At 44.5% G+C, this 24,782-nt stretch carries 15 protein-coding genes; all 15 read left to right on the plus strand.

The window, feature by feature from the left end:
• The 15 genes from icmH (at position 1) to FN961_RS15950 (ending at position 24,761) form a co-directional block, all read left to right on the plus strand.
• Positions 1–786: a type IVB secretion system protein IcmH/DotU gene (icmH, locus tag FN961_RS15880; protein WP_144041162.1), complete on the plus strand. Its 786-nt coding sequence runs from the start codon at positions 1–3 to the stop codon at positions 784–786.
• Positions 787–795: 9 nt separating this feature from the next.
• Complete coding sequence (tssH, locus tag FN961_RS15885) at positions 796–3,387, plus strand: type VI secretion system ATPase TssH (RefSeq protein WP_144041163.1); 2,592 nt, start codon at positions 796–798, stop codon at positions 3,385–3,387.
• The gene (locus tag FN961_RS15890) at positions 3,387–4,937 is read left to right on the plus strand and encodes a sigma-54-dependent Fis family transcriptional regulator (protein WP_144041164.1); all 1,551 of its coding nucleotides are present in this window, start codon (positions 3,387–3,389) and stop codon (positions 4,935–4,937) included. Before tssH ends, FN961_RS15890 begins: the two co-directional genes overlap by 1 nt.
• Positions 4,937–5,578, plus strand: coding sequence for a type VI secretion system-associated protein VasI (gene vasI, locus FN961_RS15895; protein WP_144041165.1), 642 nt, complete (start codon positions 4,937–4,939; stop codon positions 5,576–5,578). Before FN961_RS15890 ends, vasI begins: the two co-directional genes overlap by 1 nt.
• A gap of 4 nt (positions 5,579–5,582) precedes the next feature.
• Positions 5,583–6,986: a type VI secretion system protein TssA gene (gene tssA / locus FN961_RS15900; RefSeq protein WP_144041166.1), complete on the plus strand. Its 1,404-nt coding sequence runs from the start codon at positions 5,583–5,585 to the stop codon at positions 6,984–6,986.
• A 17-nt stretch (positions 6,987–7,003) separates the two neighbouring features.
• Complete coding sequence (gene tssM / locus FN961_RS15905; protein WP_144041167.1) at positions 7,004–10,567, plus strand: type VI secretion system membrane subunit TssM; 3,564 nt, start codon at positions 7,004–7,006, stop codon at positions 10,565–10,567.
• Positions 10,568–10,643: 76 nt separating this feature from the next.
• Positions 10,644–11,852 (plus strand): type VI secretion system ImpA family N-terminal domain-containing protein, encoded by a 1,209-nt coding sequence (locus FN961_RS15910; RefSeq protein WP_144041168.1) that lies wholly within the window; start codon positions 10,644–10,646, stop codon positions 11,850–11,852.
• A gap of 207 nt (positions 11,853–12,059) precedes the next feature.
• A complete protein-coding gene (locus FN961_RS15915; protein ID WP_144041169.1) occupies positions 12,060–12,578 on the plus strand; it encodes an Hcp family type VI secretion system effector in 519 nt (172 codons plus the stop codon).
• A gap of 221 nt (positions 12,579–12,799) precedes the next feature.
• Positions 12,800–14,848 (plus strand): type VI secretion system Vgr family protein, encoded by a 2,049-nt coding sequence (locus tag FN961_RS15920; RefSeq protein ID WP_144041170.1) that lies wholly within the window; start codon positions 12,800–12,802, stop codon positions 14,846–14,848.
• Between the two features lie 9 nt (positions 14,849–14,857).
• Entirely contained in the window at positions 14,858–16,240 is a 1,383-nt protein-coding gene (locus FN961_RS15925; RefSeq protein ID WP_144041171.1) for a Tle-like phospholipase domain-containing protein, read from the plus strand.
• Positions 16,240–17,058, plus strand: a complete 819-nt coding sequence (locus FN961_RS15930; protein ID WP_144041172.1) for an ankyrin repeat domain-containing protein — start codon at positions 16,240–16,242, stop codon at positions 17,056–17,058. The genes FN961_RS15925 and FN961_RS15930 overlap by 1 nt, the downstream gene beginning before the upstream one ends.
• A 92-nt stretch (positions 17,059–17,150) precedes the next feature.
• Positions 17,151–18,173: a DUF4123 domain-containing protein gene (locus tag FN961_RS15935; RefSeq protein ID WP_144041173.1), complete on the plus strand. Its 1,023-nt coding sequence runs from the start codon at positions 17,151–17,153 to the stop codon at positions 18,171–18,173.
• Positions 18,170–19,096 (plus strand): DUF4123 domain-containing protein, encoded by a 927-nt coding sequence (locus FN961_RS15940; protein WP_144041174.1) that lies wholly within the window; start codon positions 18,170–18,172, stop codon positions 19,094–19,096. Before FN961_RS15935 ends, FN961_RS15940 begins: the two co-directional genes overlap by 4 nt.
• Positions 19,093–24,192, plus strand: a complete 5,100-nt coding sequence (locus FN961_RS15945) for an RHS repeat-associated core domain-containing protein (protein ID WP_144041175.1) — start codon at positions 19,093–19,095, stop codon at positions 24,190–24,192. The genes FN961_RS15940 and FN961_RS15945 overlap by 4 nt, the downstream gene beginning before the upstream one ends.
• The gene (locus tag FN961_RS15950) at positions 24,180–24,761 is read left to right on the plus strand and encodes a hypothetical protein (protein ID WP_144041176.1); all 582 of its coding nucleotides are present in this window, start codon (positions 24,180–24,182) and stop codon (positions 24,759–24,761) included. Before FN961_RS15945 ends, FN961_RS15950 begins: the two co-directional genes overlap by 13 nt.
• Positions 24,762–24,782: the final 21 nt, after the last annotated feature.

Below are 24,782 nucleotides of genomic sequence, written 5' to 3' on the forward strand. Positions count from 1 at the left end.
ATGAAACCACAAAAACAGCCGCTGACAGAGCAACAACTTGATGACGTTTTGTTTGATGAAGTTCGCAATATTGATGCTGATAAGGAGTATTGGTTTCAATTACGTGGTGACAACATTAATCAGTTGGTCGATGCCGCTACGCCGTTAATGGGCATGGTATTTCGAGTGCGTAAATTGGCGGTTTTAGATGACGTACAAAAGCTTTATCACAATACGGTTGATGACATCACGGCCATTGAAGCTGAGCTCACCGAATCTGGTTATGATCGGGCGATTATCTTAGCGTACCGCTATGTGCTGTGCTCTTTTATTGATGAAGCTGTCATGAATACGCCTTGGGGAGCGGACAGTGTTTGGGCTGAACATTCATTGCTCACCCGCTTTCATAATGAAACCTGGGGCGGCGAAAAAGTCTTTAGTATTTTACAACGACTCGAAACTGAACCTGCAAATTACCGTGAGCTGCTTGAGTTTATCTATTTGTGTTTATGTTTAGGTTTTGAAGGGCGCTACAAGGTTGTGGTGAATGGCCGTGAAGAGTTCGACAAAATTGTAAATCGACTCTATGAGACGTTAAGGCATCTTAGGGATGAAGAGCCTGAATTGCTCTGTAATGCGACCGATCACGTTGTGAATACCAAGTTCCAAATTGGTCGACAGATGCCAATTTGGACCATCTTCGCAGGCTTCTCTGTGATGCTGACGGTGATCTTTATTTTCTATTCGGTGTCGCTAGCCAATAAATCAGCCGGTGTGTTAGACCAACTGTTTCAGATCTTAAATTAAGGACGTTTTATGATCCGTATTGAATTAAGTACGCTTATTACCAAGTTAAACCCAATCACCAAGCTTGCCATGGAAGAAGCGGCTTCATTGTGCATTGGCAGAAGAAATGAAGAGATAACCCTATCTCACCTCTTGTATAGCTTATTAGAAAACCCGCTTTGCGATGTTAAGGTGCTGCTTAAGCATTCCGAGTGTGATGTTAACGAGTTCAAAACAATATTAGGCAATAGCCTACCAACAGGGGATACCTTAGACACATACCCTGCATTTTCACCGCTGTTGGTTGAGTTGCTGCAAGATGCGTGGTTGTTATCGACCACTGAGTTACAAGAAACAGAGCTGCGATCGGGCACTATTTTTCTTGCCGCTTTGATGCAATCGAGTCGTTACCTGCCTTTTGAGTTGGTGAATTTTTTCAGTGACATCAACAGAGAAGCATGGCGCAAGAACTTTACTGCGTTAACTTCCGCGTCAGCAGAATCAACAGCAACAGAGAGTTCGGGGACTCGCCAGCCTTTGACTGATACTGCCAACAGCGCGTTAGATAAGTTCACCACCAACTTTACTCAGTTTGCTAAAGATAATGAACTCGATCCTGTGCTATGCCGCGATGATGAAATTAATCTGATGATTGATATTCTTTGTCGTCGTCGCAAAAATAATCCCATTGTTGTCGGCGATGCCGGTGTGGGTAAAAGCGCGGTTGTTGAAGGGCTCGCACTGCGCATAGTGGCCGATAAAGTGCCTGATTCGTTAAAGGGAGTGCAGTTACTGTCACTCGATCTTGGGCTACTTCAGGCGGGCGCATCGGTTAAAGGCGAATTCGAGAAGCGCTTAAAAGGGGTTATCGACGAAGTTAAGCACTCAGCCATCCCGATTATTTTGTTTATCGATGAAGCTCATACCTTAATTGGTGCCGGTAACCAAGAGGGCGGTGGTGACGCTGCCAACCTCTTAAAACCTGCATTGGCCCGTGGTGAGCTGCGCACGATTGGCGCGACAACCTGGAAAGAATACAAAAAATACTTTGAAAAAGATCCGGCGCTCACTCGTCGTTTTCAGTTGGTTAAGTTGGATGAGCCAACTGCCGAACAAGCGGTGACTATATTACGTGGTTTACACGGAGTGTATGAATCTGAGCATAAAGTATTGATCCAAGATTGCGCCCTTAAAGCGGCGGCTCACTTGTCAAACCGCTACCTTTCTGGACGCCAATTGCCGGATAAAGCCATTGATGTGTTAGACACTGCGTGTGCAAGAATCGCTATCAATTTAACATCTCCACCAAGGTACCTTGCTGAGCTTGAAGGGATTATCCATCAAACAGAAGTTGAGATGTCCTTGCTATTAAGGCAAGCCTCACTGGGTCAAGTGGTTGATGAAGAGCATTTGACGAAGCTAAGAGAAAGAACCGCTGATGCGATGTCAGAACATGAAACCCTTGAGTTTACATGGCGACAACAGCAAGATTTGGTTAATAAAATCATTGAATTAAGAGGCGTCATCTTAGCCGATGATGCTGAGAGTGATCTTGAGGCTTTGCGCATCGAACTCAATATCATTGAATCTCAACTTGAGCTATTAAGTGTTGAGAATCGACTGGTTATTCCACAGGTGGACGAGCATCAAATTGCATCTGTTATCGCTGATTGGACTGGCGTGCCCGTTGACCAGATGAACAGTGACGAGCTACATAAGATCACCAATCTGCCACAACTACTGGGTGAATCGCTTAAAGGGCAGGATATTGCGATATCTCGGTTGCATAAAAATATGCTCACAGCTCGCGCTGACTTGCGTAAAGCGGGTCGTCCTAAAGGCGCGTTTTTACTGGTGGGGCCTAGTGGCGTAGGTAAAACTGAAACCGTAATTCAAATTGCTGAGCAACTCTATGGTGGCAAACAATTTTTGACCACCATCAACATGTCTGAGTATCAAGAAAAGCACACTGTATCGCGCTTAATCGGCTCACCTCCTGGCTATGTCGGTTATGGAGAGGGAGGTGTATTAACAGAATCGATTCGTAAAATGCCTTACTCCATTGTGCTACTTGATGAAGTCGAAAAAGCCCATCCCGATGTGCTGAATCTGTTCTATCAAGCATTTGATAAAGGCGAGTTGGCCGATGGTGAAGGACGCTTAATTGATTGTCAGAATATCCTTTTCTTTTTGACCTCGAACTTAGGTTATCAAACGATAGTGGATAACGCTGAAACCCCTGAGTTGATTGAAAACAGTCTTTACCCTGAATTGTCCGAATTCTTTAAACCTGCGCTCTTAGCTCGTATGGAAATCGTGCCCTTCTTACCCCTTGGGGAAAGTGTATTACGTGAAATTATCGCGTCTAAATTAGCGGCGTTAATCCAGAGACTTGAACTTAGGTACAAGGCTGAGGTGACGTGTGAACAGGCACTCACCGATGAGATCATCAAACGTACGACGCGCACTGAAAATGGTGCCCGTATGTTAGAAGCGATTATTGATGGACAGATGTTACCGCCAATAGCCCTGGCTTTACTCAATAAACTGGCTGATAAAGAGCCTGTTTTAAGCATTCGCTTAGGCTGTGTGGATGGCGAGTTTGTGGGAGAGGTTAGCTAGTGAGCACGGCGCAATGGCTGCAGCACACATCTAGCCTGCTTGAATGTAAGCAGGTTGATGATTTGATCGACCAATTTATGCAGACTTTAGAAGTTGAGTTAGCCCTGTCTGACTCATTCTTCTTGAAGCCGTCAGCTGATGGGCGTCACTTGGTGCCGTCAGCGTCAAACGACACTGGCCTATTGAAGGTGGATGGTCAAGCAAGCTGGAATGTGACTGATTTTCAGCATCCATTTGCCCATGTTCTGCAAACGGCAAAGCCGATGATGTTGGATTACTACAGCCTGGCTTATTGGCATGACAACCCTGAATTTGCCGCGCTCATATCTGAGATTCAAAGCGATGAAGGCTTACTTCTCTACCCTTTGAAGCAAGATAATCATGTGTTAGGCCTGCTTTGTTTTGCCTTGAAGGCGAGTGACAGCGTGCTTCAACGTCAGGAGTGGCAGCAATATTGTGAGGTCTTTGTCCGCCATTGGCAGTGGTTAAATAAAGTGGCAGATCAAACTGGCCAAGCCTGTCAATTAACGGATTCGATTGCAGAAATAAGAGACGAGATGACCTTACAAGTAAACCTTGCTCGTTTGTCTGATGAGCTGGTGGGTGAATCAAGTGGGATGGATAGACTGCGTAGAGATATTTTACGCGGTGCAGGGACGGTTTTATCTGTGTTGGTACAAGGTGAAACTGGCACCGGAAAAGAGTTGGTGGCTAAAGCGGTACACGATTATTCATGCCGTCATAACGCACCATTTGTGGCGATTAACTGTGCGGCTATCCCTGAAAACTTACTTGAGTCTGAGTTATTTGGATATGAAAAAGGTGCTTTTTCAGGGGCCAATAGCAATAAGAAGGGATTGATAGCGCAAGCCTCTAAGGGCACGCTTTTTCTCGATGAAATTGGTGATATGCCGCTGACCTTACAATCTAAGTTGTTACGTGTGCTTGAGTCGGGTCATTTTCGCGCGTTGGGCGCAGCCGCTGAGGTTCACTCTGATTTTCGCTTAGTGGCAGCAACGCATGTGAATTTAAAAGAGAAAGTTAATTCTGGTGAGTTTAGACGAGATCTTTATTACCGCTTAAATCAGTTTCCGGTCATGGTGCCTGAGCTTAAAGACAGATTGGATGACTTACCGAAACTGATCCACCATTTTATCGAACGTTTCAATAGCCATAATCAAGCACAAATCAGTGGAATTCGTTCTGAAGCCTTAGGCAAACTAAAAGCGCATCAATACCCCGGTAATGTGCGTGAACTGAGAAATGTCGTTGAATATGCTTGCGCTTTAACGTCCCTGAACGGTGAGATTGATGTGCCGGCATTGCCTGTTTTTGAAGAGTCATTAAGTGCTGGGGAAGGCAATGTTCAACATGAGTATGAATATGAAGATATCGGCGACTTGAAGCTGGCAGTGGCACAATTTGAACGCAATGTTATCCGTACTCGGATAAATCGATTTAAAGGCGATCGCACGAAAGCGGCGATGAGCTTAGGCCTACCTAAAAGAACATTTTCTCATAAATGTTTAAAGCTGGAGATAAATGAATAATGTTACAGGGTAAGGGATGGATCCTGTTTGGACTGCTATTTTCAGCTGCAAGCTGTTACGCAGAGGAGCATCAGCTGAGCGATGCTAAAGCGTGTGTGCTCATTAAGAGCAAACTTGAGCGGCTTTATTGTTTTGACCAAGCTTTTATGACGCCTTTAGCTGCCAATAGCACTGAAGATGTGGCCCAAGTTCGTGGTACTGAGTGGATTAGGGCACATGCGAGCGAAGCCACTCGTCAAGGTGAGACGCACTTCCTATTTGGGGCTGAAAAGGATAAGCCAAACAATATATGGCTGACGGCAAGCGCCATCGGGGCGATCCCGCCAAGGCCGATTTTAATGCTGAGCTGCATCGATGAGATTAGCCGTGTTGAGCTGATTATCCCCGAGGAGATAAGCGAGGGGTCTGTACGGGTGGGCGTGAATAAACCCAGCAGTCAGGGACAGTTATGGATGAGTGATAATTCAGGTTTGGTGTTTAGAACGGGTCGCGGTATTCCTGCTATTCACGTGATGAAAAGCATGCTCTCTGGCGACACTGTCTCATTCCGTTCTGATAATGCTGTCTTCAATGACTTGCAGTTTGATGGGACAGGCTTATCGCAAGCCATCACGTCTCTTCAAAAAGCCTGCAGATGGTAACGATATGATGCATCAATATATTAAAAAAATCTCAGACCCCATTGATACGGCTAATCCTGTCGGTGAGCGGCTATTTGACGATGTACTGTTTGATTTCGTCGAGGGTCAGTTAATGAAAGTGGGGTCTCTTTCTCATGCTGATGTGCAGTGGGGGGAAGTCGAAACGGCGGTGGTGACTCTGCTCGCCACGCGGACGAAAGATCTTAAGTTAATTACCTACTTAATGCAGTGCCTTCAGTATCAAGCCAGTCTGGACCGATACAGTTTATCCCTTGGGGTTTTAGATGCCTTTATGAAGGAGTATTGGGAAACGTGTTATCCCGCTCCTGGGGCCCGTGGTGTACTTCCAAGACGTAAGTACTTCTCGCAAATTGTGCAACGCACGGTTAAATCTGGCGAGAGTCTAGACACGCAATTTTGTGAACCACAGAGCAAAGAGCTGCTGCTCGGTCGACTAGCCAGTTTGCAAGATTCAGCTGAAAAGCTAGCACTGCCAACCGATGGGTTGTCGCTGTTAACCACAAAGTTAACTCAACAGTTTGAGCGACATGACAATAAGGTTTCAGCCACGCCCCAAAGCGCGCCTATTCAGTCTATTGACGGTACAGCATCTAAAAGTGCACCTAAATTAGAGATCGATTCGAGCAGCGAGAAAGCGACAAAACAAACTCTGCTCAAGGTTGCTGATTTTATTTCAGAGTTTGAGACCGGCATGGGGCTGAGTTTGCGGATCCGCAGATTCGCGACCTGGTTTTCTATCACCGGTGGTCCTGAAAATGCGAATGCGGCTGGCGAGACGAGTTTGATGCCAATTCCCCCAGACAGGGTGAGTGAGTACCAAAGTCAGTTAGAAAAAGGCGCGGATATGGCGTTACTCAGACGTGTGGAGTTGAGTTTAACCTTGAGCCCTTTTTGGCTTGATGGTCATTTTTTAAGTGCACAAATCGCGGTTGCACTAGGGCAGGAAGATTGGGCTAAAGCGATATATGAAGATACCACGGCATTTATTGAACGTATCCCTACGTTATTAACCATGTCGTTTAAAGGAGGCGTTCCTTTTGCGAGTGCTGAAACGCGTGCTTGGTTAGATGAGGGCTATGGACACAACCGCTTTGAAGGTAATGGACAAGGTGTTGAGCAAAAAAGGGCTGAGGTTGTTGAACTCGCCGAGTCAGGAGGTTTATCTGTTGCTTTTACAAGTTTGAATGAGCATCTACAACAGGCATCGGAGCCTAGAGATTCATTCTATTTACGTCTGCTTGGTGCAGATTTAAAACAGAGTAATCAGCTGTCAGCAATGGCTAATATCGATTACCAAGTCTTGTATCAGCAAGCAAGTCATATGGTCTTAGCAGACTGGGAGCCAACTCTTATGGCTCGATTAAAACAAAAAGCAAATCTGGATTAAGTACAGGGAATAAGTATATGTGGTCTAAGCTCAAATCTTTTTTTATCAGGCTATTACCGGAACTAAAATCGGCTTTGCCTATTTTGTTGGTTGCCATTTTTGTTTTGATTAATGTGGGGATCTGGTGGGCAGGTCCTTGGCTTGTTATCGATGAAGCTAAGCCTTTATCAAGCGTAAATTCTAGAATCATCGCCAGTATCATTTTTTCATTGTCTTGCTTTACAATTTGGGGCTGGTTCCAATGGCGTAAATTGAAGCAGTACAATGTGGATGATGAGAAGTCGCAGCAACTAAAAGATGATCCAATTATTGGCAGGCTGGAGCGTCAGGAAGTTGAACTGAATGACGTGATGTTAGGCCTTAAGGAGAGTCTCAACACCCGAAACTACCTTTATGCCTTGCCTTGGTACTTAGTGCTTGGGGTCGAAAATGCCGGTAAAACGAGTTTGATTAATCGTTCTGGGCAAAAGTTTATCTTTTCATCGGTGATGCGAGCTTCGGGTCAAAAAACGGAAAATCCTTATTCGTTTGATTGGTGGATCAGCGATGATGCAGTGCTGATCGATCCCGATGGCGAACTGCTGACGCAACGGACTGAAGAGGGCAACAATAACGGCGATATGACTAAGCGTCTTTGGATGCACTTTGTTGAATGGCTTGATAAAACACGTAGCCGTCGTCCATTAAACGGGGTGGTACTTGCCCTTGATATGGCCAATATGGTCAGCTCGGCGACATCAGACCGTAAAGCCTATGCGCATCTGATGCGTGCTCGTTTACGTGAGTTGATGGAGACGTTATCGACACGTCTGCCTGTGTATATCACCTTAACTAAGTTAGATCTTCTTTTGGGTTTTGAGCCCTTCTTTCGCCATTACAATCAGGCCGAGCGTGATGAGATCATGGGATTCACCTTTTCGCTGAACTCCGTCAATGATCTTGATAGTTGGATTGAAGAGTTCAATGTCGATTACACCGGCTTTATTACACGCATTAATGCGCATCTTCCTCGTGCTCTGCTCCAGTGTCGAGACAAGGAGGAGCGAGCGGCCATCTATAGCTTTGTTAGACAGATAGCGGGTGCTCATCAAGTGCTGCAAGAGTTTTTTGCTGATGCGTTAGCCAGTGATCAGTTTTCAACATCAGCTTTAGTGCGAGGGGTATATTTTACCTCGGTATACCAACAAGGAGTGCCGACCAATGCTTATGTCGATAGTGCTTCTCGTCGTTATGGATTAAGAGAGTCGATTAACAGTGCTCAAAAAAGTGATAATTCGACACCTTACTTTATCCATACCTTGTTCCAAAAAGTTATCTATCCAGAGGCTGGCTTAGCCTCTGATAACTTTAAAGTGGCTAAGCAGAAAAGACGTTTGATGATGTTGTCGTTTGTGGCATGTTCTATCGCTTCGGTATTGTTGGTGGGAACGTGGCATCGGTATTATTTACAAAACAGTGAACAAGCCGATGCGGTACTTAATAAGGTGACTGAGTTTAATGAACTCAATGATCAATCGAGTTTTGATCAGTTAGGAAAGAGCATTATTCCGCCGCTAAATACCATACGTACAGCAACATTAGAGTTTGGTTTCTTCCGTGAAAAATCGAGGTTCATTTCAGATTTTGGACTCTATCAAGGTCACACCATTGGCCCTAAAGTCGAAGAGACTTACCTGAAATTACTGTCATACCGTTATCTACCGACCTTGTTAAAGCAAGTGGCCGCAGATATGTCTAATGCGCCAGCCAATAGTAATGAAAAACTTGCCATCTTGAGGGTTTTTCGAATGATGGTTGATAAAAGTGGTCGTCATGATGACTTTGTAAAAGCCTATTTTACTGATGCTTGGCAAAAGTCTTATGAAGGCGATCGGATACTGCAAACGCAACTGATGGCGCACCTTGAATATGCGCTCATGCATACCGATCTTCAGGCGATGCGAGATGCGGGCGCGGTAGAAGCTGAAACCAAGTTAAGACCTTATGATTTCTTGATTTCGAAAACCCAAAGAGAGTTGAGCAGCTTACCGATAGAGCAGCGCGTGTATCGTCAGCTTAAGCAGTCTGCATCTTCACAACTTGGCAGTGCCTTGGATCTGAAACTCGCAACGGGACCGGCTTACGAATTGGTGTTTGAACAGCGTTCAGCCAATACGGATGGGGCTGATGCGATGAAAATTCCTCGCTTGCTGAGTAAGCAAGGTTTTGAGCGTTATTTCATTCCGCAATCGGACTCTATCGCCGATCTGGCGTTGATTGATAGTTGGGTGTTAGGCCAATCTGAATCAACCGATTTTAGTGACGCGGATAAGATTGCCTTAAGAAATAAGATCATCAATCAATACATTTTGGATTATCAGTCATCGTGGCGCAAAGCGTTAAATGACTTTGAGCTAAAGGACTTTTCTGACATTAACCATGGTGTGTTGGTGATCGATAACTTTGCTATCAGTAATCGTCCGGTTAATCGGATTCTAAATAGCTTAACCAAAAATACAGAGCTTTTCCCCTCCATGCCCGATGACCCAAGTGCAATGGCGGAGATTATTGTTACGCCTCAATACCAGATAGCGGCTAAGATCGATGGCGATTTTACGGTGTTAAATCAGCTGACTAAAGCTGATGGTACCGAACCTGTTTATCTCGATGAGGTGATGGAATCTGTAGGACGTTTACACGCATATCTAAAGTCGATACAAGATGCGCCTGATGTGGGTAAAGCAGCGTTAAAAGCGGCGCAAGAACGCCTAACCCTTAATGATGCTGATCCTATTTATGCACTTGAAAGGATCTCGGCCAATTTACCTAAACCTATGGATACCATGGTGGGTAAGTTAGCCAGCGAGAGTTGGAAAGTGGTACTGCAAAGCGCAATAAAGCACTTGGAAGTTCGCTGGTATAACGAGGTTTATCAAGAGTATCAACAGAGTCTAGCGTCACGTTATCCTTTTAATCCTGCTTCAAATAAACAGGTGTCGATAGATGATTTCCAAAACTTCTTTGGCCCTCAAGGTACGTTAAATCGTTTCTATAACGACCAGATGAAGATGTTTCTCGAAGAGAACTTTGATGCGTTGAATCAATTTAGTAAAGGAGATGCCAATTTAGTTCGCAACGAGGTGCTGCAATCACTAAAGCAGGCACAGCAGATACAGAAAGCCTTCTTTAATCCTAAAGGTAATCTGGATGTTGAGTTTTCATTAGAAGCATTACAGATGAGCCCCAATAAACGCCGAAGTGTGATGAACATTGATGGCCAGTTTGTGGAGTACACTCACGGCCCGCAACGAGGCATCGATCTGGTTTGGCCTAACACCTTAAGGGAGTCTGCAGTCAGCAAGTTAACCTTAGTGCCGAGTGAATCCAACGCATCACCCCGCTCTATTATGTACGAAGGTCCCTGGGCGTTCTTTCGCTTATTAGACAGCGCAAGAATGTCGGGTAGTAGCTCAACCAGTATCGATTATCAGTTTGAAGTTGATAAAGGTGATGTGACTTACCGTTTACGAACTCGGGATAATGTGAACCCATTCACGAGCAAGTTACTGAGTAGCTTTGAAATTCCTAAAACTTTGTATTAATTGATGACAGGGGGCTTCCCCCTGTTTTTTATGTAATGGAAAACAACGCCATACGTTGTTTGTTGGTGATGCCTTAATGCACAACACGAGTCGTAAACTTGAATGTTTTAACCTAGCTTCAGATCTCATCAAACTGAGAAATACTGCCGCTTATCAGCAAATGAGAGTCGAGATAAATCGACGTAATAATCCCTTGAGTGGCGGAACCGATTGGGAAAAAGTACATCAATTAGCTGAGCAGATTTCATCGGGATTGGGAGCCGATTTACTGACCTCTGCTTATTTTGTTACCGCAGCCTCTAAGACCCGCGGTGTGAGTGGACTCGCCTCCGGTTTAGAGTTGATGTTGTCAGTGGTCTCTTATTCTGCTGAATTAACGCAGCTTCCCAATGAAAAAGTTGCCGAGATTATTAACTGGGCGGTCACCAAAGTGACGCCTGAAATAAAGAAGATGACCGTGACCTCGGATAATGTTCGCGATTGGTATCGCTGTGAATATTCATGTCAGAAGTTGTTTGAATTAATCACTCAAAAACAACCACAACACGTCCCAAATTTAGATGTGTTGGGATATTTGATCTTTGAAAAGATAGATCTGCTTGAAACGAACAAAGTCACTGTTCCTAATAACCTCACTAGTAGCCAAGTCACCCTTAAGGCGAAAGCGAGACGATGGCCCGTGTTGGCGATCAGCTCATTCATTCTGGTGTGTTGTGTCGCGAGTAGTTATTTAACGGTGATTTACCATGAGCAGGTGAGCGAAAGATTACCATTATGGCTCTATCAAGAGCCGGAGCTAATTCCTGAGGTTGAGCCCTCAGTCGCCCAGCGCATTGATGATGTGTTTAGTTTGCCGCAGCAAGCCCCTTTGGTGTCTATCTATCCTGAGCAAGTGAGTTTGCTGGTTGAGTTGGATAAAAATTATCAACGATTTGCTAATGCAAGAACCCTCTTGGCTAACTTAAGTTTGCTGGCTAAGGAGTTGCCGAGTAGTCGGGCCAAAGTTCAACAGGAGTCATTGGTGCTTGCCCAGTATGCCAGCAGCTTGTCTCCTATTTTAGGTCGAACTTACTACGTTGAGGATCTGTTAGAAGCGAAGGAGTATGTACGGGCTGAAATTGAGCTTGGTCAGTTAAATAATCATCTGAAGGCATTACTGATAAAGCGGACGCTATTGACTCAGCAGTTGAAAAACAACACGCCAATACAGACTGGTGCTGTTTTGCCACAAGTTGGTGCTCAACAAGCGACAAATGAGCGAGTCCCAGCAACAGAGGGTCACTAGGATATTTGGCACAGTGGGCCACTTATTGCTCGCTGGGCCATATGTTGCTCACCTTCGGGCCATATGTTGCCCAGATTGTTTACTCTCAAATAAAAAACTTTTAAAGTCAGTGTGTTACGTTTTGGCATGATAACTGCTAGTTCATATTTAGGTTTACGAATAAACCCATTTAACTTTACTAATTCGACTATTTAAAAGGAATTTCCCATGCCAACACCTTGTTTTATTTCAATCACAGGTCAAACCCAAGGACACATCACAGCAGGCGCATTCACTGCTGATTCTGTCGGTGATATTTTTATTGAAGGCCATGAAGATGAGATGATGGTCCAAGAGTTTGATCATATTGTTACCGTCCCTACTGATCCGCAATCGGGTCAACCTTCAGGTCAGCGTGTGCATAAGCCATTTAAGTTTACCGTGGCGTTAAACAAAGCTGTGCCTTTGATGTACAACTCTTTGGCATCAGGTGAGAAAATCACTGAAGTGGAACTTAAGTGGTACCGCACATCAATTGAAGGCAAGCAGGAGCATTACTTCACCACTAAGCTCGAAGGCGCAACGATCATCGATATCCAGTGCCATATGCCACATTGTCAAGATCCAAGCAAAGGCGATTTTACGCAGCTGCTGACGGTTTCAATGGCGTACCGTAAGATTGATTGGGACCATGTGACGGCGGGTACGTCAGGTTCTGATGATTGGCGTAAGCCTGTTGCAGCGTAAAGAGTTTAACAACTCGTAATATGTTGTAAATCATACAAGCGGGGGGCTGCTCAAAGTTCCCCGCTTACATTAAGGCTATAGCAACAGCCGAGTCGACTAATCAATAACGGTTTTATCAATAAAAAAATCATAGGTAAACACATTGAATGGAATGTATTTCCCTATGATTTTACCTTCATTGGAATGATGGAGGTTAACCCCATTTAGATAAGGATATTGGCATGGCGCTTTTAGGCTCCGGATTGCGGTTTCATTTTAAAGCGCAAAGCTTAGACTTAGACAGTTTTGACCTCCTCGATTTTCATTTTGTCGAGCGCTTATCAACTCCCTTTGAAGTGAAACTGAGTTTATTAAGTCGGCTTGATAACCTAACGCCTGAGGCGATTGTTGATCAAACGGGCTTAATGACTTGGACTCAAGATGACAGTGTCGAGCGCTGCGTACACGGTATCGTGAGCCAGTTCAGTAAAGGCGACAGTGGTCATCAGCATACCCAATATAACATTACCTTAGTCCCTGCCTTATCTCGTTTAAAGTTAAGAAAAAACAGTCGAATCTTTCAACAGCAAAATGTACTTGTCATCATCTCGACCTTGTTAAATGAGATGGGGATCAGTGATTATGCGTTTAGTTGTGATGCGCGATTTGAGTCTGAAGTGCGTGAGTACTGTGTGCAATACAGTGAAACGGATTTTGAGTTTATCAGCCGCTTAGCTGCTGAAGTGGGACTGTTTTACTATTTTGAACACACCCAAGATGTGCATACGCTGATTTTTTGTGACAGCACCAGTAAGTTGAGCGCACTAAAAAGTCCGTTTCCCTATAATGCGCTTAGTGGTGGTGTGGCGGATAATGCCTTTGTAAATCAATTTAGTTACCAACATCAGATAAAGTCTGCCAGTGTCAGTTTAAAAGATTACAGCTTTAAGAAACCGCAATATAGCTTTTTACAAAGCAGCACAGGCCAAGAGCTTAAATTCCAGAAGCCAGATTATGAGCACTTTGATTACCCCGGCCGTTATAAAGACGACACCACAGGGGTTCCTATTACTCAAGTGCGCCAAGAATACCTGCGTCGAGATGCTCAGGAAGCATCGGGTCAAAGTAATATCATGCAGGCGATATCAGGGTATAAATTCGATCTCATCGATCATAACGATGCAGCGCTCAACCGTGACTGGATTCTAACCTCAGTTGAACACACGGGCGAACAAGGAGCGGCGGCAGAAGAGGCTAATACTCAAAAGCCAACTCGATACAACAATCAATTTCATGCCATTCCTGCCAGTAATCCTTGGCAGGCGGAGCCCAATAGCAAACCTTTGGTCACTGGCCCGCAGATGGCGATGGTGGTTGGCCCCAAGAATGAAGAGATATTCTGCGATGAATTTGGCCGGGTAAAAGTACAATTTCCTTGGGATCGATACGGCGAGAGTAACGAGCTTTCTAGTTGCTGGATCCGAGTGAGCCAAGGCTGGGCTGGTGGACAATACGGCATGATGGCGGTGCCACGTATCGGTCATGAAGTCATCGTGAGTTTTTTGGAGGGGGATCCTGATCAACCGATTATTACTGGTCGCTCTTTTCATTCCACGAATGTTACCCCTTATATCTTGCCTAATCATAAAACGCGCACTGTGATTAAAACGCAATCCCATAAAGCCGAAGGCTTTAATGAGTTACGTTTTGAAGATGAGGCCAGTCGTGAGCAAATATATGTTCATGGGCAGAAAGACATGGATGTTGTGATTAAGAATATTCACCGAGAAGAGATAGGGTTTGATCAACATATTACGGTTGATCATGACCAGTTTGAGTTAGTGAAACAGCATCGTCACACCACCATAGGTCAAGATGAGATTGCCCAAGTAGGGCGTGATCATCAACTTCTTGTGGGTCGTAACTTTGTTCACCGCGTTATTGGCATGGTGAAGCGCTATATCGGCGGCGGTATTATTACTCAAATAGATGGCGGGAGTCAGACGACCATTGCCGCCTCTGAAGAGAAGATTATTGGCGCGAACCAACAGATAAAAGTCGAAAATGAGAGTTATTTAAAGGCGAGTAAAATCGTGCTTGAGGCGGGCGAAGAGCTAACGATCAAGGGTCCTGGCGGCTTTATTAAGATTGACAGTGGCGGGGTGACTATTTCTGGCAACAAGGTGAAGATTAATGAGGGCGGTTCTCCTGGAACAGGGACAGCGCCTAAAGCGGTTAAGCCTGAAGAGCCCATGAAACCTTCGATACCTGAAACAGCGGATAGGCGTTAAGGAACTCTTATGCCAAAAGCGGCGCGTTTAGGGGATAGTTGTGCAGGGCATGGATGCTTCCCTGCAACGCCCATTGTGGCAGGCAGTGGTGATGTCAGTGTTAATGGCATGCCAGCTGCACGTCAAGGTGACACGGTGTTACTGCATGCTTGTCCTTGTCCACATATGCCCCATGGTATTCACGGGCGTAGCATTTCTGCTGGTTCATCGAATGTATCTATAAATGGTAAACCGGCTTCTCGTGTCGGTGATGCCATTGGGTGTGGTGGTTCAGTTGCTGCTGGTTCTGGTGATGTGTTCATTGGTGATACGCCCTATAAGTCACCGACCCATAAGTGTGGTGAAAAGGCTGTTAAGGATAATACGCCATTATTGGCAATGGCGCCGATGCCGATTCTAGCTGCGATTAAGTGGGGAGAGCCTGCAAATCAGTTCATTACCTTTGACTCTGTTGTCACCACAGTTAAACAGCGAAAAGCACGTTACGAGGCACGTAAAAAACTGGTTAAATCCACTGCGGATCAGCCTCAAGTGAAGGCCGCCAGTGAAAGGTTGGCTTTTAATAATGACAGTATTCTCCGCGCGGAAGCTGCAGATTATGTCTACAGAGTCGATGAAAACTTGCGTGATCCTGAACAATACCCGCTGCCAGAAGCGCCAGTAGGGCTGGAGTTGCTTGATACCAAGACTATTCCTGGGTTAGAAAATGCAGTATTAATGGACAAGGAAACAGGCTTTGGTGCGGCGTTATTTAAATCAGAGATCAATGATGCCACCATGCTCACCTATCGAGGCACCAATAACGGGGTAACAGGGTGGAAAGATTGGAGCACGAATGGTGCTCAAGGTGTTGGCAAGCAGACAATGCAGTATGATCAGGCAATGGAATTAGCCCTAGAGGTTAAACGTTCTTTAGGTAAAGAGATTGATATTGTTGGCCACTCCTTGGGGGGCGGACTGGCAGCCAGTGGAGTTGGGGTGACGGGCATTAAAGGTTATAGCTTTAATTCTGCGGGGTTACACCCAGAGACAGTTAAGCGTGCAGGTGGACTTAAAATAGAGAAAATCAGTCAATTAATCCAGACTCAAGCGGTTGATGGTGAAGTACTTACTATGTTGCAAAGTAAACGAACTGCCATCGTCACAGGATTAGTTTCAGGAGTTGGAGGGGCGCTTGGAGGCAACGTAGGGGCTGGAATTGGCGCCCTCATTAGTGCTGGGTTGCTAAGTAAAGGAGACATGCCTGAGGCGCCGGGGAACATGCGTGCACTTGAAAGCATTGACGGTGGTAGCCCTGTCACCCGCCATTTAATGCCAGCTGTGATTGCCGGAATCGAAGCACAAAAGAAACAAGATATCAGCACGCTAACACAATACCATTGGGGGCAATAATGGCATTTAAACGAACATCTACCCTTGTATTATCGCTACTATTGGGCTTTTTGGTGGCTTGTGATTTTTTACCTAATGCTAGGGCTGGCGCTAATGGAGGCGCAAACATGAAAGCAGAACAATTTTTTGAACCAAAGATGGTGCAGTTACTAAAAAGTATCCAAAAAAACGATATTAGCACCGCCAAGCAGCTTATTGCAGAAGGTGTTGATCTTAATGTGTTAGGCGATGAGGATATCACGCCGTTGTTGTGGTTAATTACCCAAACAAATGACTTAAAAGCGACACAACGGGCACTGGATTTGGGTGCAGACGCCAATTTTAAACAACCCAATGGTGATAATCCAGTCACCTTTGTGGCGCGTGATTATGCACCTGAATGGCTAAAAATGTTGCTTGCCGCGGGAGGCAACCCCAATTCTATTGATAGGAATGGAAAACCTGCAATGTTTAATGCAATAGGTGGTGAGAATTGGGGCAACATCAATACCCTATTGGAATATGGCGCCGATGTTAATCTTAAGGATCGCAGTGGTAAAAATAGTGCGCTGTACCCAACGTATATCATGAAGTATGAACTAGCCTATTTTTTCTTACTTAAAGGCGCAGATCCCTATATTTACGATGATACTGGTTCAGATCTAGCGTGGAGTGTATATGAACCTCTTGAAGATGGCATCATCGCGCCCGATAGCATTAATTACCCCTGGGTGATGAAAATTAAGCAACACCTTATCGACCAAGGCGTTAAATTTCCGCCACCATCACCAAAAGAAGTGCGCGCGATGTGGGAGAAGAATGGTAAGCCTGAACATTAACGGCCACTGGGTATCGTTGATATCGGTCTGTTAAGTAGTCAGCACTCATGACGAGTGGCAAGGATATTTATCGCGGCTAGGAGGCTGCAGACATGAGTGAAAATAGCAGCCTTGATGGATACCCTAAGCGTTATGATCTGTTTGAGATCTTAAGTACTCGTTCAAATAAACAAGTATATTTACTGGTTGATGCTGCTTTTTATGAGGATTTTTGGGACTTTTGGTCTAGCTTTCAACCCAAAGCTCGTCAGTCATGGTGTTACCTATTTCAGAATAGTGCTTATGATGAACTTAGATCTGAGTCTCCACTCTTAATCATTATTGAAGAGGGAGAGGCGGGGGAGACCTTGTATTACTGGTTACTCGAACAACCGCAGCTTTTTAGCAAAGCGTGTATGTTGATTGAAAGTCTGCTTTCCCTTCATCAGTTACTCCATTTTTGGCATCAAAGAATCTCTGCCATGTATCCCAATGGTGAATGCGACCTTCTCACTTGCTACTCATCGCCTTTACTGGCCTTATTTTGGCCAAGTTTATCCCCAAAGGAGCAAGCGGATTTTGTTGGTATAGATAACCAGATCTATCTGCCAACGTGTTTACTGTTAAATGAAGCGCAGCGTTTAGATAATTCAGCCGAGATAGAGACAGGCTTTTCGTTACTGACGTGGGCGCAAATTGATGAAGATGGAACTGCAGATAATACCTTCAGTATTGATTCCCCTTACAGGTTAAGCGACAGCCAGTACGAGTTACTGACCAGAAGCCAACGTCGCCATCGCATGGTTAACGATATCTTCCTGCGTCTTTCCCAATACTTTGCTTTTGTATTGGATATCAATCAGCTTTCAGCACTTTTTTTTAGCAGCATTGAGATTGCTAAAGAGGCTTATCCAGATGAGGCTGAGTTCTCATTTGAAACGTTCGCTGTGTACCGATTCGTTTTAGACAATGATTATTTTGAAACAAGTGATTTTAAAGCACTGCAGCCTAAATATGACCTTCGAACAAGCATTCAGATGTTCAGCCAACTGAATCCCCCCATTTATGATAAGCCGTTTCAATCTAAACAAGCGCTATGGATAACGAATGTAGAACAAGGAAGTGATGAGATATGACGGCGAAAAAAAATAGTAACTTGCAGGTAGCGCCAATTGATTCTGCGCTGTGGTTAAGCTCCATTGCCGAAGGTGGGTGTTTTATTCTCGCGGAATCGGCGATTAATGATGAGGTGCCCTCTTTAGCTGAATCTATTAATGGCTTTCCCCTTGATTATTGCCGTCTTTATTGGGATGAAACGGGCCGGATACACGCTTCAATCTCTCCTTATCTCATTCACGTGACTGAAGATAATTGGCCACGTCTTAAAGACAAAATATGCCAGCAACCCAATTGGGGTATAGGGATCCAACTTGAATGGTATATGAATGCCTATACGCCAGCTCAACAGCTCACAGAGTTATTGAGTCACCTTAGGGAGTGGACCTGGTTAGAGGCTGAAAATGGAGAGTCTAGGTTATTACGACTTTCTGATTGGAGCGTATTGTCGACCTTGATGGAAGCCAGTACAGATAGCGAGGTATCGGCGATATTTGGACCGATAGCTAAATTTGTCTCTGTCGAGGGGGAACGCGTGAACTTGATGACCCGTTCGATAAAAGAAAAGTCTGATATTACACCGCGTACGCCCCAAGTATTAAGCGAGCATCGATGGCAGGCGCTTAATCTCATGGAAGAAAGTGATCAGCATTTAGCCTACAAAGAGCACCTTAAGGAACATCATAAAGAGACCTTAAATTGGTCGGATGAATACTTTGATAACTTTGTGAGTCAACAGACCCGCAGCGCTAATGAGCAAGGTTTTACGAATCGGCAAGACACGGTGAAGTTTTTGAGTTTATCGCTGATTTTTGGTGACACATTCGTGACGCAAGAGTGGGCGGGAAAAGTACTAAAAGCGAAACAAGAGGGCACAAAAACCAAGATGGAAAAGCTCTATCAAGCTGCCTTAGATGAACTGGATAAGGAAGTTTCAGTATGAGCAAGAATCGTAAGGCAGAGTTGATATCAAGTGAGCAAGCGGCTGAGAAGAATTTTTCTACCGATAATGTGGTATCAGGTGGCTGCAGTGAGTGCGGTTGCACCGCATTAATCCATTATCACTACGATGACGGTAAGCCGGTACCCGAAGCCCCGTTTATTCTCACCGACAGTAATAACACTGAAATTGAAGGTAAGACCGATAAAAAAGGCTTATGTCTTATTAAAGACATGGGCTGTGGTGGGTTCGATTTACTCCTTGATGAAGGTAGCGATGATTTTAAACCCGCTAAGACAGTCATCAATAACCCAGTAATACAAGACAATGCTGAATACGCAGCGTTAGCAGGGGAGTATTTTACTCTGTTTACCTTGTTACGCAGCAAAGGTTATCTGAAATATGACGCCAGCGACAGTTCAGACACTGAAGTCGATGTTGATGATACCAGTTTTTTTATGGATGTGGCTGACGAATATGAACCTGCTTATAAGCGGTTTTGGCAACTGGATAAACAGATAAACAATGGCAGTAAATCGTTTAAAATTGCGATAAATAAGATTCATACAAGCCTACCTGCAGAGGTGGTGAGTAAGGCCGGTGATAACAGTGCGGTGTTGCTGTTTTGCCAAGTGGCCGTGGGCTTTATTCCCGTTGTTGGGCAGGCCGTCGATATTTACGATTTAGGTGAGTGGGGTTGGCAGACTTACGCCAAGGAAGATAACCGCAGCGACCCTTGGCATTGGGCTGCAGGGAGCTTAGCCGTAATTGGTTTTATTCCTGGGCTGGGGGACGCCCTGAAAAAATCAGGTAACACCATTATCAATGCATTGAGAAAATCGGATTCGAAGTTAATTCAGGTCGCCATAAAAACCTTAAGAGGCTTATCTAATGGCAATTTAGTGAAATTTCTTTCGACTTTCGAGAAGAACATCAGAGAGAAAGGTAAAGATGCCATTGTATTGCTCAATAAGATCATCGATGGTTTAAAACGCACCATATCAAATGCAGGGAGTGCTAGCTCGAGTTGGATTATTCGTTTGATGAAGGGCACATTTGAAGCCTTAATCGACATTATGATGAAGCTGTCTAAAAAAATTGATGAGATGATTGCTTGGATTTGCAATAAGGTCTCCGAATTTATTGGTAAAATTGTCACTAAAGTCAGTGGTTCACCTCGACCTAAGGCCACTAAAAAGCCGAACGTCGAAGTCAATGCAGGTAAAAATAGCGGCGATGTAGGTGATGCCGCCGCTAGGGCTAAAGCCGATAAGTTAAATAATCAGAAGAAAGGTAAAGAGGGGGTATGCACTAAAGGTTGTCCGATCGATATGGCAACCGGCTTTGTGGTCGATTGGCGAACTGATTTTACGGTTAATGGCCGACTTCCTTTAACCCAAAAACGTTATTATCATTCATCAGGTTTGATGTTAACCGGACTGTTAGGGACACGTTGGCGCAGTGTCTGGGATATGACGCTGGAACTTGAGGGAGAGCAAGCGACTTTTACTGACGATCAATACACCCAAGCTGTGTATTTGTTACCTAAAGAGGGGGAGGCAAATCTTGCTGCTCATCTGCCAGAGTGGCGATTAACGCGACAAAACAAACAACTGATCATGCGCCATGTAAGTGGGCTGCAATACTGCTTTGATCATGCATTAGCCAATACCTTGCTACTGACTGAAATTAGTGATGGAAAAGGTAACAGTAATCACTTTCTCTATGATCGCGGTACGCTAAAACAGATAGTGTTAGCTGATGGTCAGCAGATCCAAGTTGATTGTCGACACCACCGTATCGAAAAGCTCACTTTACTCGATAGCAAGCTTAATCCAATCCAAACGTTAGCCCGTTATGAGTACGATAAACAAGGCCAAATGCTCACTTGTCGAGCTGCGCCGGGTTGCAGTTTTGACTATCAATACAGTGAAGAGGGTTATCTACTTCGTTGGTCAGATCTCAGTCAGACTTGGGTCGAGCATGACTACGATGACAAAGGGCGTGCCACCGCTTCTAGAGGCGCAGAAGGCCGCTTTAGCGATCAAATTCGTTTTGATGACGTCAATAATATCGTCTATTACAAGAGTGCCATTGACGGTATTGTGCAGTATTACCATGATGAACGTAATAATATCTTGCGGATAATCTTTCCCAACGGTGATGAGATACACAACGAGTGGATTGATAATCAACTTGTTGCTCAAACTAATGCTTTAGGAGAGAGAACCGCGTTTACCTATGATGCGTGGGGGCAGATTGAGAAAGTCATCGCAGCAGATGGCATCACTTCTGAGTATCAATACGATCAAAATGGTTTGCTAATTGGGTACTTAAATCCACTTGGCGCCACTTGGGAATATGAATATGACCCTCAGGGCAATCTCACCAGTGTGTCTGATCCACTTAAACAACAATGGTTTTATCAGTATACGAGCTTAGGTCAACTGGCTTGGGCTATTTCCCCAGAAGGTGCGCAGACGGGCTATCGATATAATGACTCAGGTCAGTTAATCGAAATCTCACCTCCACTCGGGGAAAAGCTGATATTTAATTATGACGGATTAGGGCGTTTACACACCCAAACCAGAATATCCTCAACATCATCACCAAGCATTTCAGGTACTGGGTCAAAAAGAGTACGACAATGGCACTACCAAGGCAGCCTACCTTACCCAAGATCTGTGACCCACGAGGATGGTAGTAAGAGCGTCTATGATTATGACATTGAAGGCAATGTCACTTGCTTTACAGATCCCCTTGGGCATCAATTCCATTATGAATACGGCGCATTTGACAAAATGCTGGCAAGTTTAGATCCACAAGGCGGCAGGACACAGTACCGATACAATGGTGAGTGTCAGTTTGAAGGTGTGATTAACAGTCAGCAGCAAGAGTGGCGCTACCATTACAATAGCAGTGGTCAAATTGTCGAAGAGCGTCACTACGACGGGAGACTCACACACTTTACCTATGATGGTGCAGGTCGAATTAGCAGTAAAACTGCCGCTGATGGCACAAGCCTACATTACTATTATGATCTTGCTGGTCGATTGATTCAAAAACAGAGTCGAGATTCGGGTGAACGGATAAGCGCGAATACCTACTTTGAATACGATGATGCTTCTCAATTATTAAAAGCTGAAAATGCCAATGCGGTTATTGAATTTGAATATGATGAGCTAGGAAGACGAATAAGTGAGCGCCTCAACGGTGATACCGTTAATAGCCAATATAACCAGATGGGTTATCGCACCAAAATTGAATTAGAAAGAGCTGAATTCGAAAGAGTTGAAGCTGGCGGGCAAGTCCAAAACCCAATGGATGATGCTATTGAGTTCAACTGGCAGTTAGGCCAACTTCAAAGTCTGCAAATTGGGGGGCATAACCCCTTAGAGTTTTCGCATAACCAGCTAGGACAAGAAACCACGCGCACTAACGGGCTCGGTTTTCACTTAGCTCATCATCACGGACCCGATGGTTTGCTGCTTAACCAACAGCTGATCCAAACTGCGCATCATGGGGCCCCGGTAAGCGAAGGTGCAGAGCACCTCATTCACGGGACTCATCAAGGCGGCAAGAGTGAGGGCCGTTATCAGCATCTGCAACGCAGCTATCAATATGATGCATTAAATCAGATTAGCCAGATTGATGACAGCCATTGGGGCATGAGTGAGTTTGAACATAACTCAGCAGGTCAAATAACCCAATTGAGCCAACGTGCGCCCACATCAGGCAAGGGAGCTACCGAGGCTGTTCAAACCAAACAATTTAGCTACGATAGTGAGCAAAACCTCACGCAAACGAGTCAGGTTTTATCAGCAGATAACAGCAACGTTGTTGATTTTGTGCAAAAGCGTGTTGAAAAAGCCCTTAAATATCAGCAAGCAGGCCGAGTAGAAACCCTAGGTGAGCATACCTATCGTTATGATGCTAATGGCCGTGCTATTGAGAAATGCACTCGTAAAGCGGGTTTTAGGCCGCAAAGCACCTTTTATCAATGGGATGAAGAAGATCAATTAATCGAAGTCGCGTTGGCCAATGGTGATTGTTGGCGTTACCAATACGATCCATTTGGTCGCCGTATTGCAAAAATAAAACAAACCAATCAGCAACAGAAGCAACAAAAAAGCCAGCTTGAAAGTCAAAGTCAGCCATCAAAGTTCCGCTATCTGTGGGATGGCAATAACCTGGTTGAACAACAAAAATGCTATGCCGATGGCACGCTGGCTCACACCACTCAGTGGGTCTATGAGCCAAACAGCTTTAAACCGCTCGCACAGTTAACTCAAAGCCATGCGCTAAATTGCAATACTGGTAATAGCGGTAATGAACGTTCAGAGATGTTAGTTGAGGCATCAGCAGAAAAGCTAGCACCTGAACTGCACTATATAGTGACCGACCAAGCAGGAACGCCAAGAGAGCTCTGCACCGAATCCGGTGACATCGAGTGGCGCGGAGAGCAAAGCTTATGGGGTGAACATCATAAGTGGCGTCTAAGTATTCAGCAAAAAAGTAAGCATAAAAAGTACCTTGAAGATGCGGCAAATGATCCCGTAAACTGTGACCTAAGGTACCAAGGTCAAGTGTTTGATTTTGAAACGGGTCTGTATTATAACCGCCATAGATATTATGACCCTGAAACCTGCCAATATTTAAGCCCAGATCCCATAGGCATGGCGGGCGGATTAAGACCTCAAGCCTATGTACACAACCCGATGGAATGGATTGATCCGTTGGGATTGATAGGGGATCCCGCTAAAGCAACCCATATAACTTATGAAGGTGTAAAAGATGGGAAATCTTATATTGGATATGCAAGTAAGCCCGGTTTAGGACACAATGCTCAAGATGTATTGGATTATCGTTACAGTAACAATTACAGTGATTTTGATATAAAACCAGAACCTTTTTATGTTGGTGATGGACAAGCAGGTAAAGACACTGCACGAGGCTTAGAGCAGAGGAGGTTTGAAGATTTAGGAGGGTTAGATGGTACATCAAATAAACAGAATCCAGTCGGTCCCAATAACGGTCGACGAACAGAGTATTTAGCAGCAGCCGATGAGCATAGGGGACAAAATAAATGCCCAAAATAATGAAGAAGCACTTAGTTGATGGTGCTGTATTCTCCATTAAGATTGAAGGAGGAGGGTACACAGCGGCTCAATTAAGAGATGACTGTCAAATGGATTTTTTTGATATTAGAAATGAGAGTGATGACTGGGAAGGTATTAATTTTAATAATGTTGATGTGTTATTCTGTATAGTGGTTGCTGCACATCGGCTATTAAAGTTGTTTAATCGTGATATCACCACTCAAGTTATTGTGAACATGCGCCCACGAATCTTATTGGGATTGAGTTACTCATCAGAGAAAAGACATACAGGTCTTCCTGGATTTGATTTTATTGAATATGACAACCCTTTTAACCCAAATGTAAAACGTGTATTAATTGAAAAGTTAGATCCTGTGAAAAACATGGATGTTTTATATTCATATGAACATCTCGGTATGCATGGTGAACCAGAAAAAGTTATGCAACGATTAAATAATTATTTTGTTGACGGTGTAAATTGGGATGTTCAGAAGTCAATTTTATATCCAGAACTTTCCCCACCACCTAAAGGCTATGAAAGAGTCAAATACACAGATGTTCATGAATGATTTCGCTCTATTTTTAAATAC

The organism is Shewanella hanedai (assembly GCF_007197645.1).
Lineage (GTDB): Bacteria > Pseudomonadota > Gammaproteobacteria > Enterobacterales > Shewanellaceae > Shewanella > Shewanella hanedai.

Bases quoted from the DNA above. Each gene is read 5' to 3' on its own strand.
- icmH (WP_144041162.1), top strand. From the start codon at position 1: ATGAAACCACAAAAACAGCCGCTGACAGAGCAACAACTTGATGACGTT.
- tssH (WP_144041163.1), top strand. From the start codon at position 796: ATGATCCGTATTGAATTAAGTACGCTTATTACCAAGTTAAACCCAATC.
- vasI (WP_144041165.1), top strand. From the start codon at position 4,937: ATGTTACAGGGTAAGGGATGGATCCTGTTTGGACTGCTATTTTCAGCT.
- tssA (WP_144041166.1), top strand. From the start codon at position 5,583: ATGATGCATCAATATATTAAAAAAATCTCAGACCCCATTGATACGGCT.
- tssM (WP_144041167.1), top strand. From the start codon at position 7,004: ATGTGGTCTAAGCTCAAATCTTTTTTTATCAGGCTATTACCGGAACTA.
- FN961_RS15910 (WP_144041168.1), top strand. From the start codon at position 10,644: ATGCACAACACGAGTCGTAAACTTGAATGTTTTAACCTAGCTTCAGAT.
- FN961_RS15915 (WP_144041169.1), top strand. From the start codon at position 12,060: ATGCCAACACCTTGTTTTATTTCAATCACAGGTCAAACCCAAGGACAC.
- FN961_RS15920 (WP_144041170.1), top strand. From the start codon at position 12,800: ATGGCGCTTTTAGGCTCCGGATTGCGGTTTCATTTTAAAGCGCAAAGC.
- FN961_RS15925 (WP_144041171.1), top strand. From the start codon at position 14,858: ATGCCAAAAGCGGCGCGTTTAGGGGATAGTTGTGCAGGGCATGGATGC.
- FN961_RS15930 (WP_144041172.1), top strand. From the start codon at position 16,240: ATGGCATTTAAACGAACATCTACCCTTGTATTATCGCTACTATTGGGC.
- FN961_RS15935 (WP_144041173.1), top strand. From the start codon at position 17,151: ATGAGTGAAAATAGCAGCCTTGATGGATACCCTAAGCGTTATGATCTG.
- FN961_RS15940 (WP_144041174.1), top strand. From the start codon at position 18,170: ATGACGGCGAAAAAAAATAGTAACTTGCAGGTAGCGCCAATTGATTCT.
- FN961_RS15945 (WP_144041175.1), top strand. From the start codon at position 19,093: ATGAGCAAGAATCGTAAGGCAGAGTTGATATCAAGTGAGCAAGCGGCT.
- FN961_RS15950 (WP_144041176.1), top strand. From the start codon at position 24,180: ATGCCCAAAATAATGAAGAAGCACTTAGTTGATGGTGCTGTATTCTCC.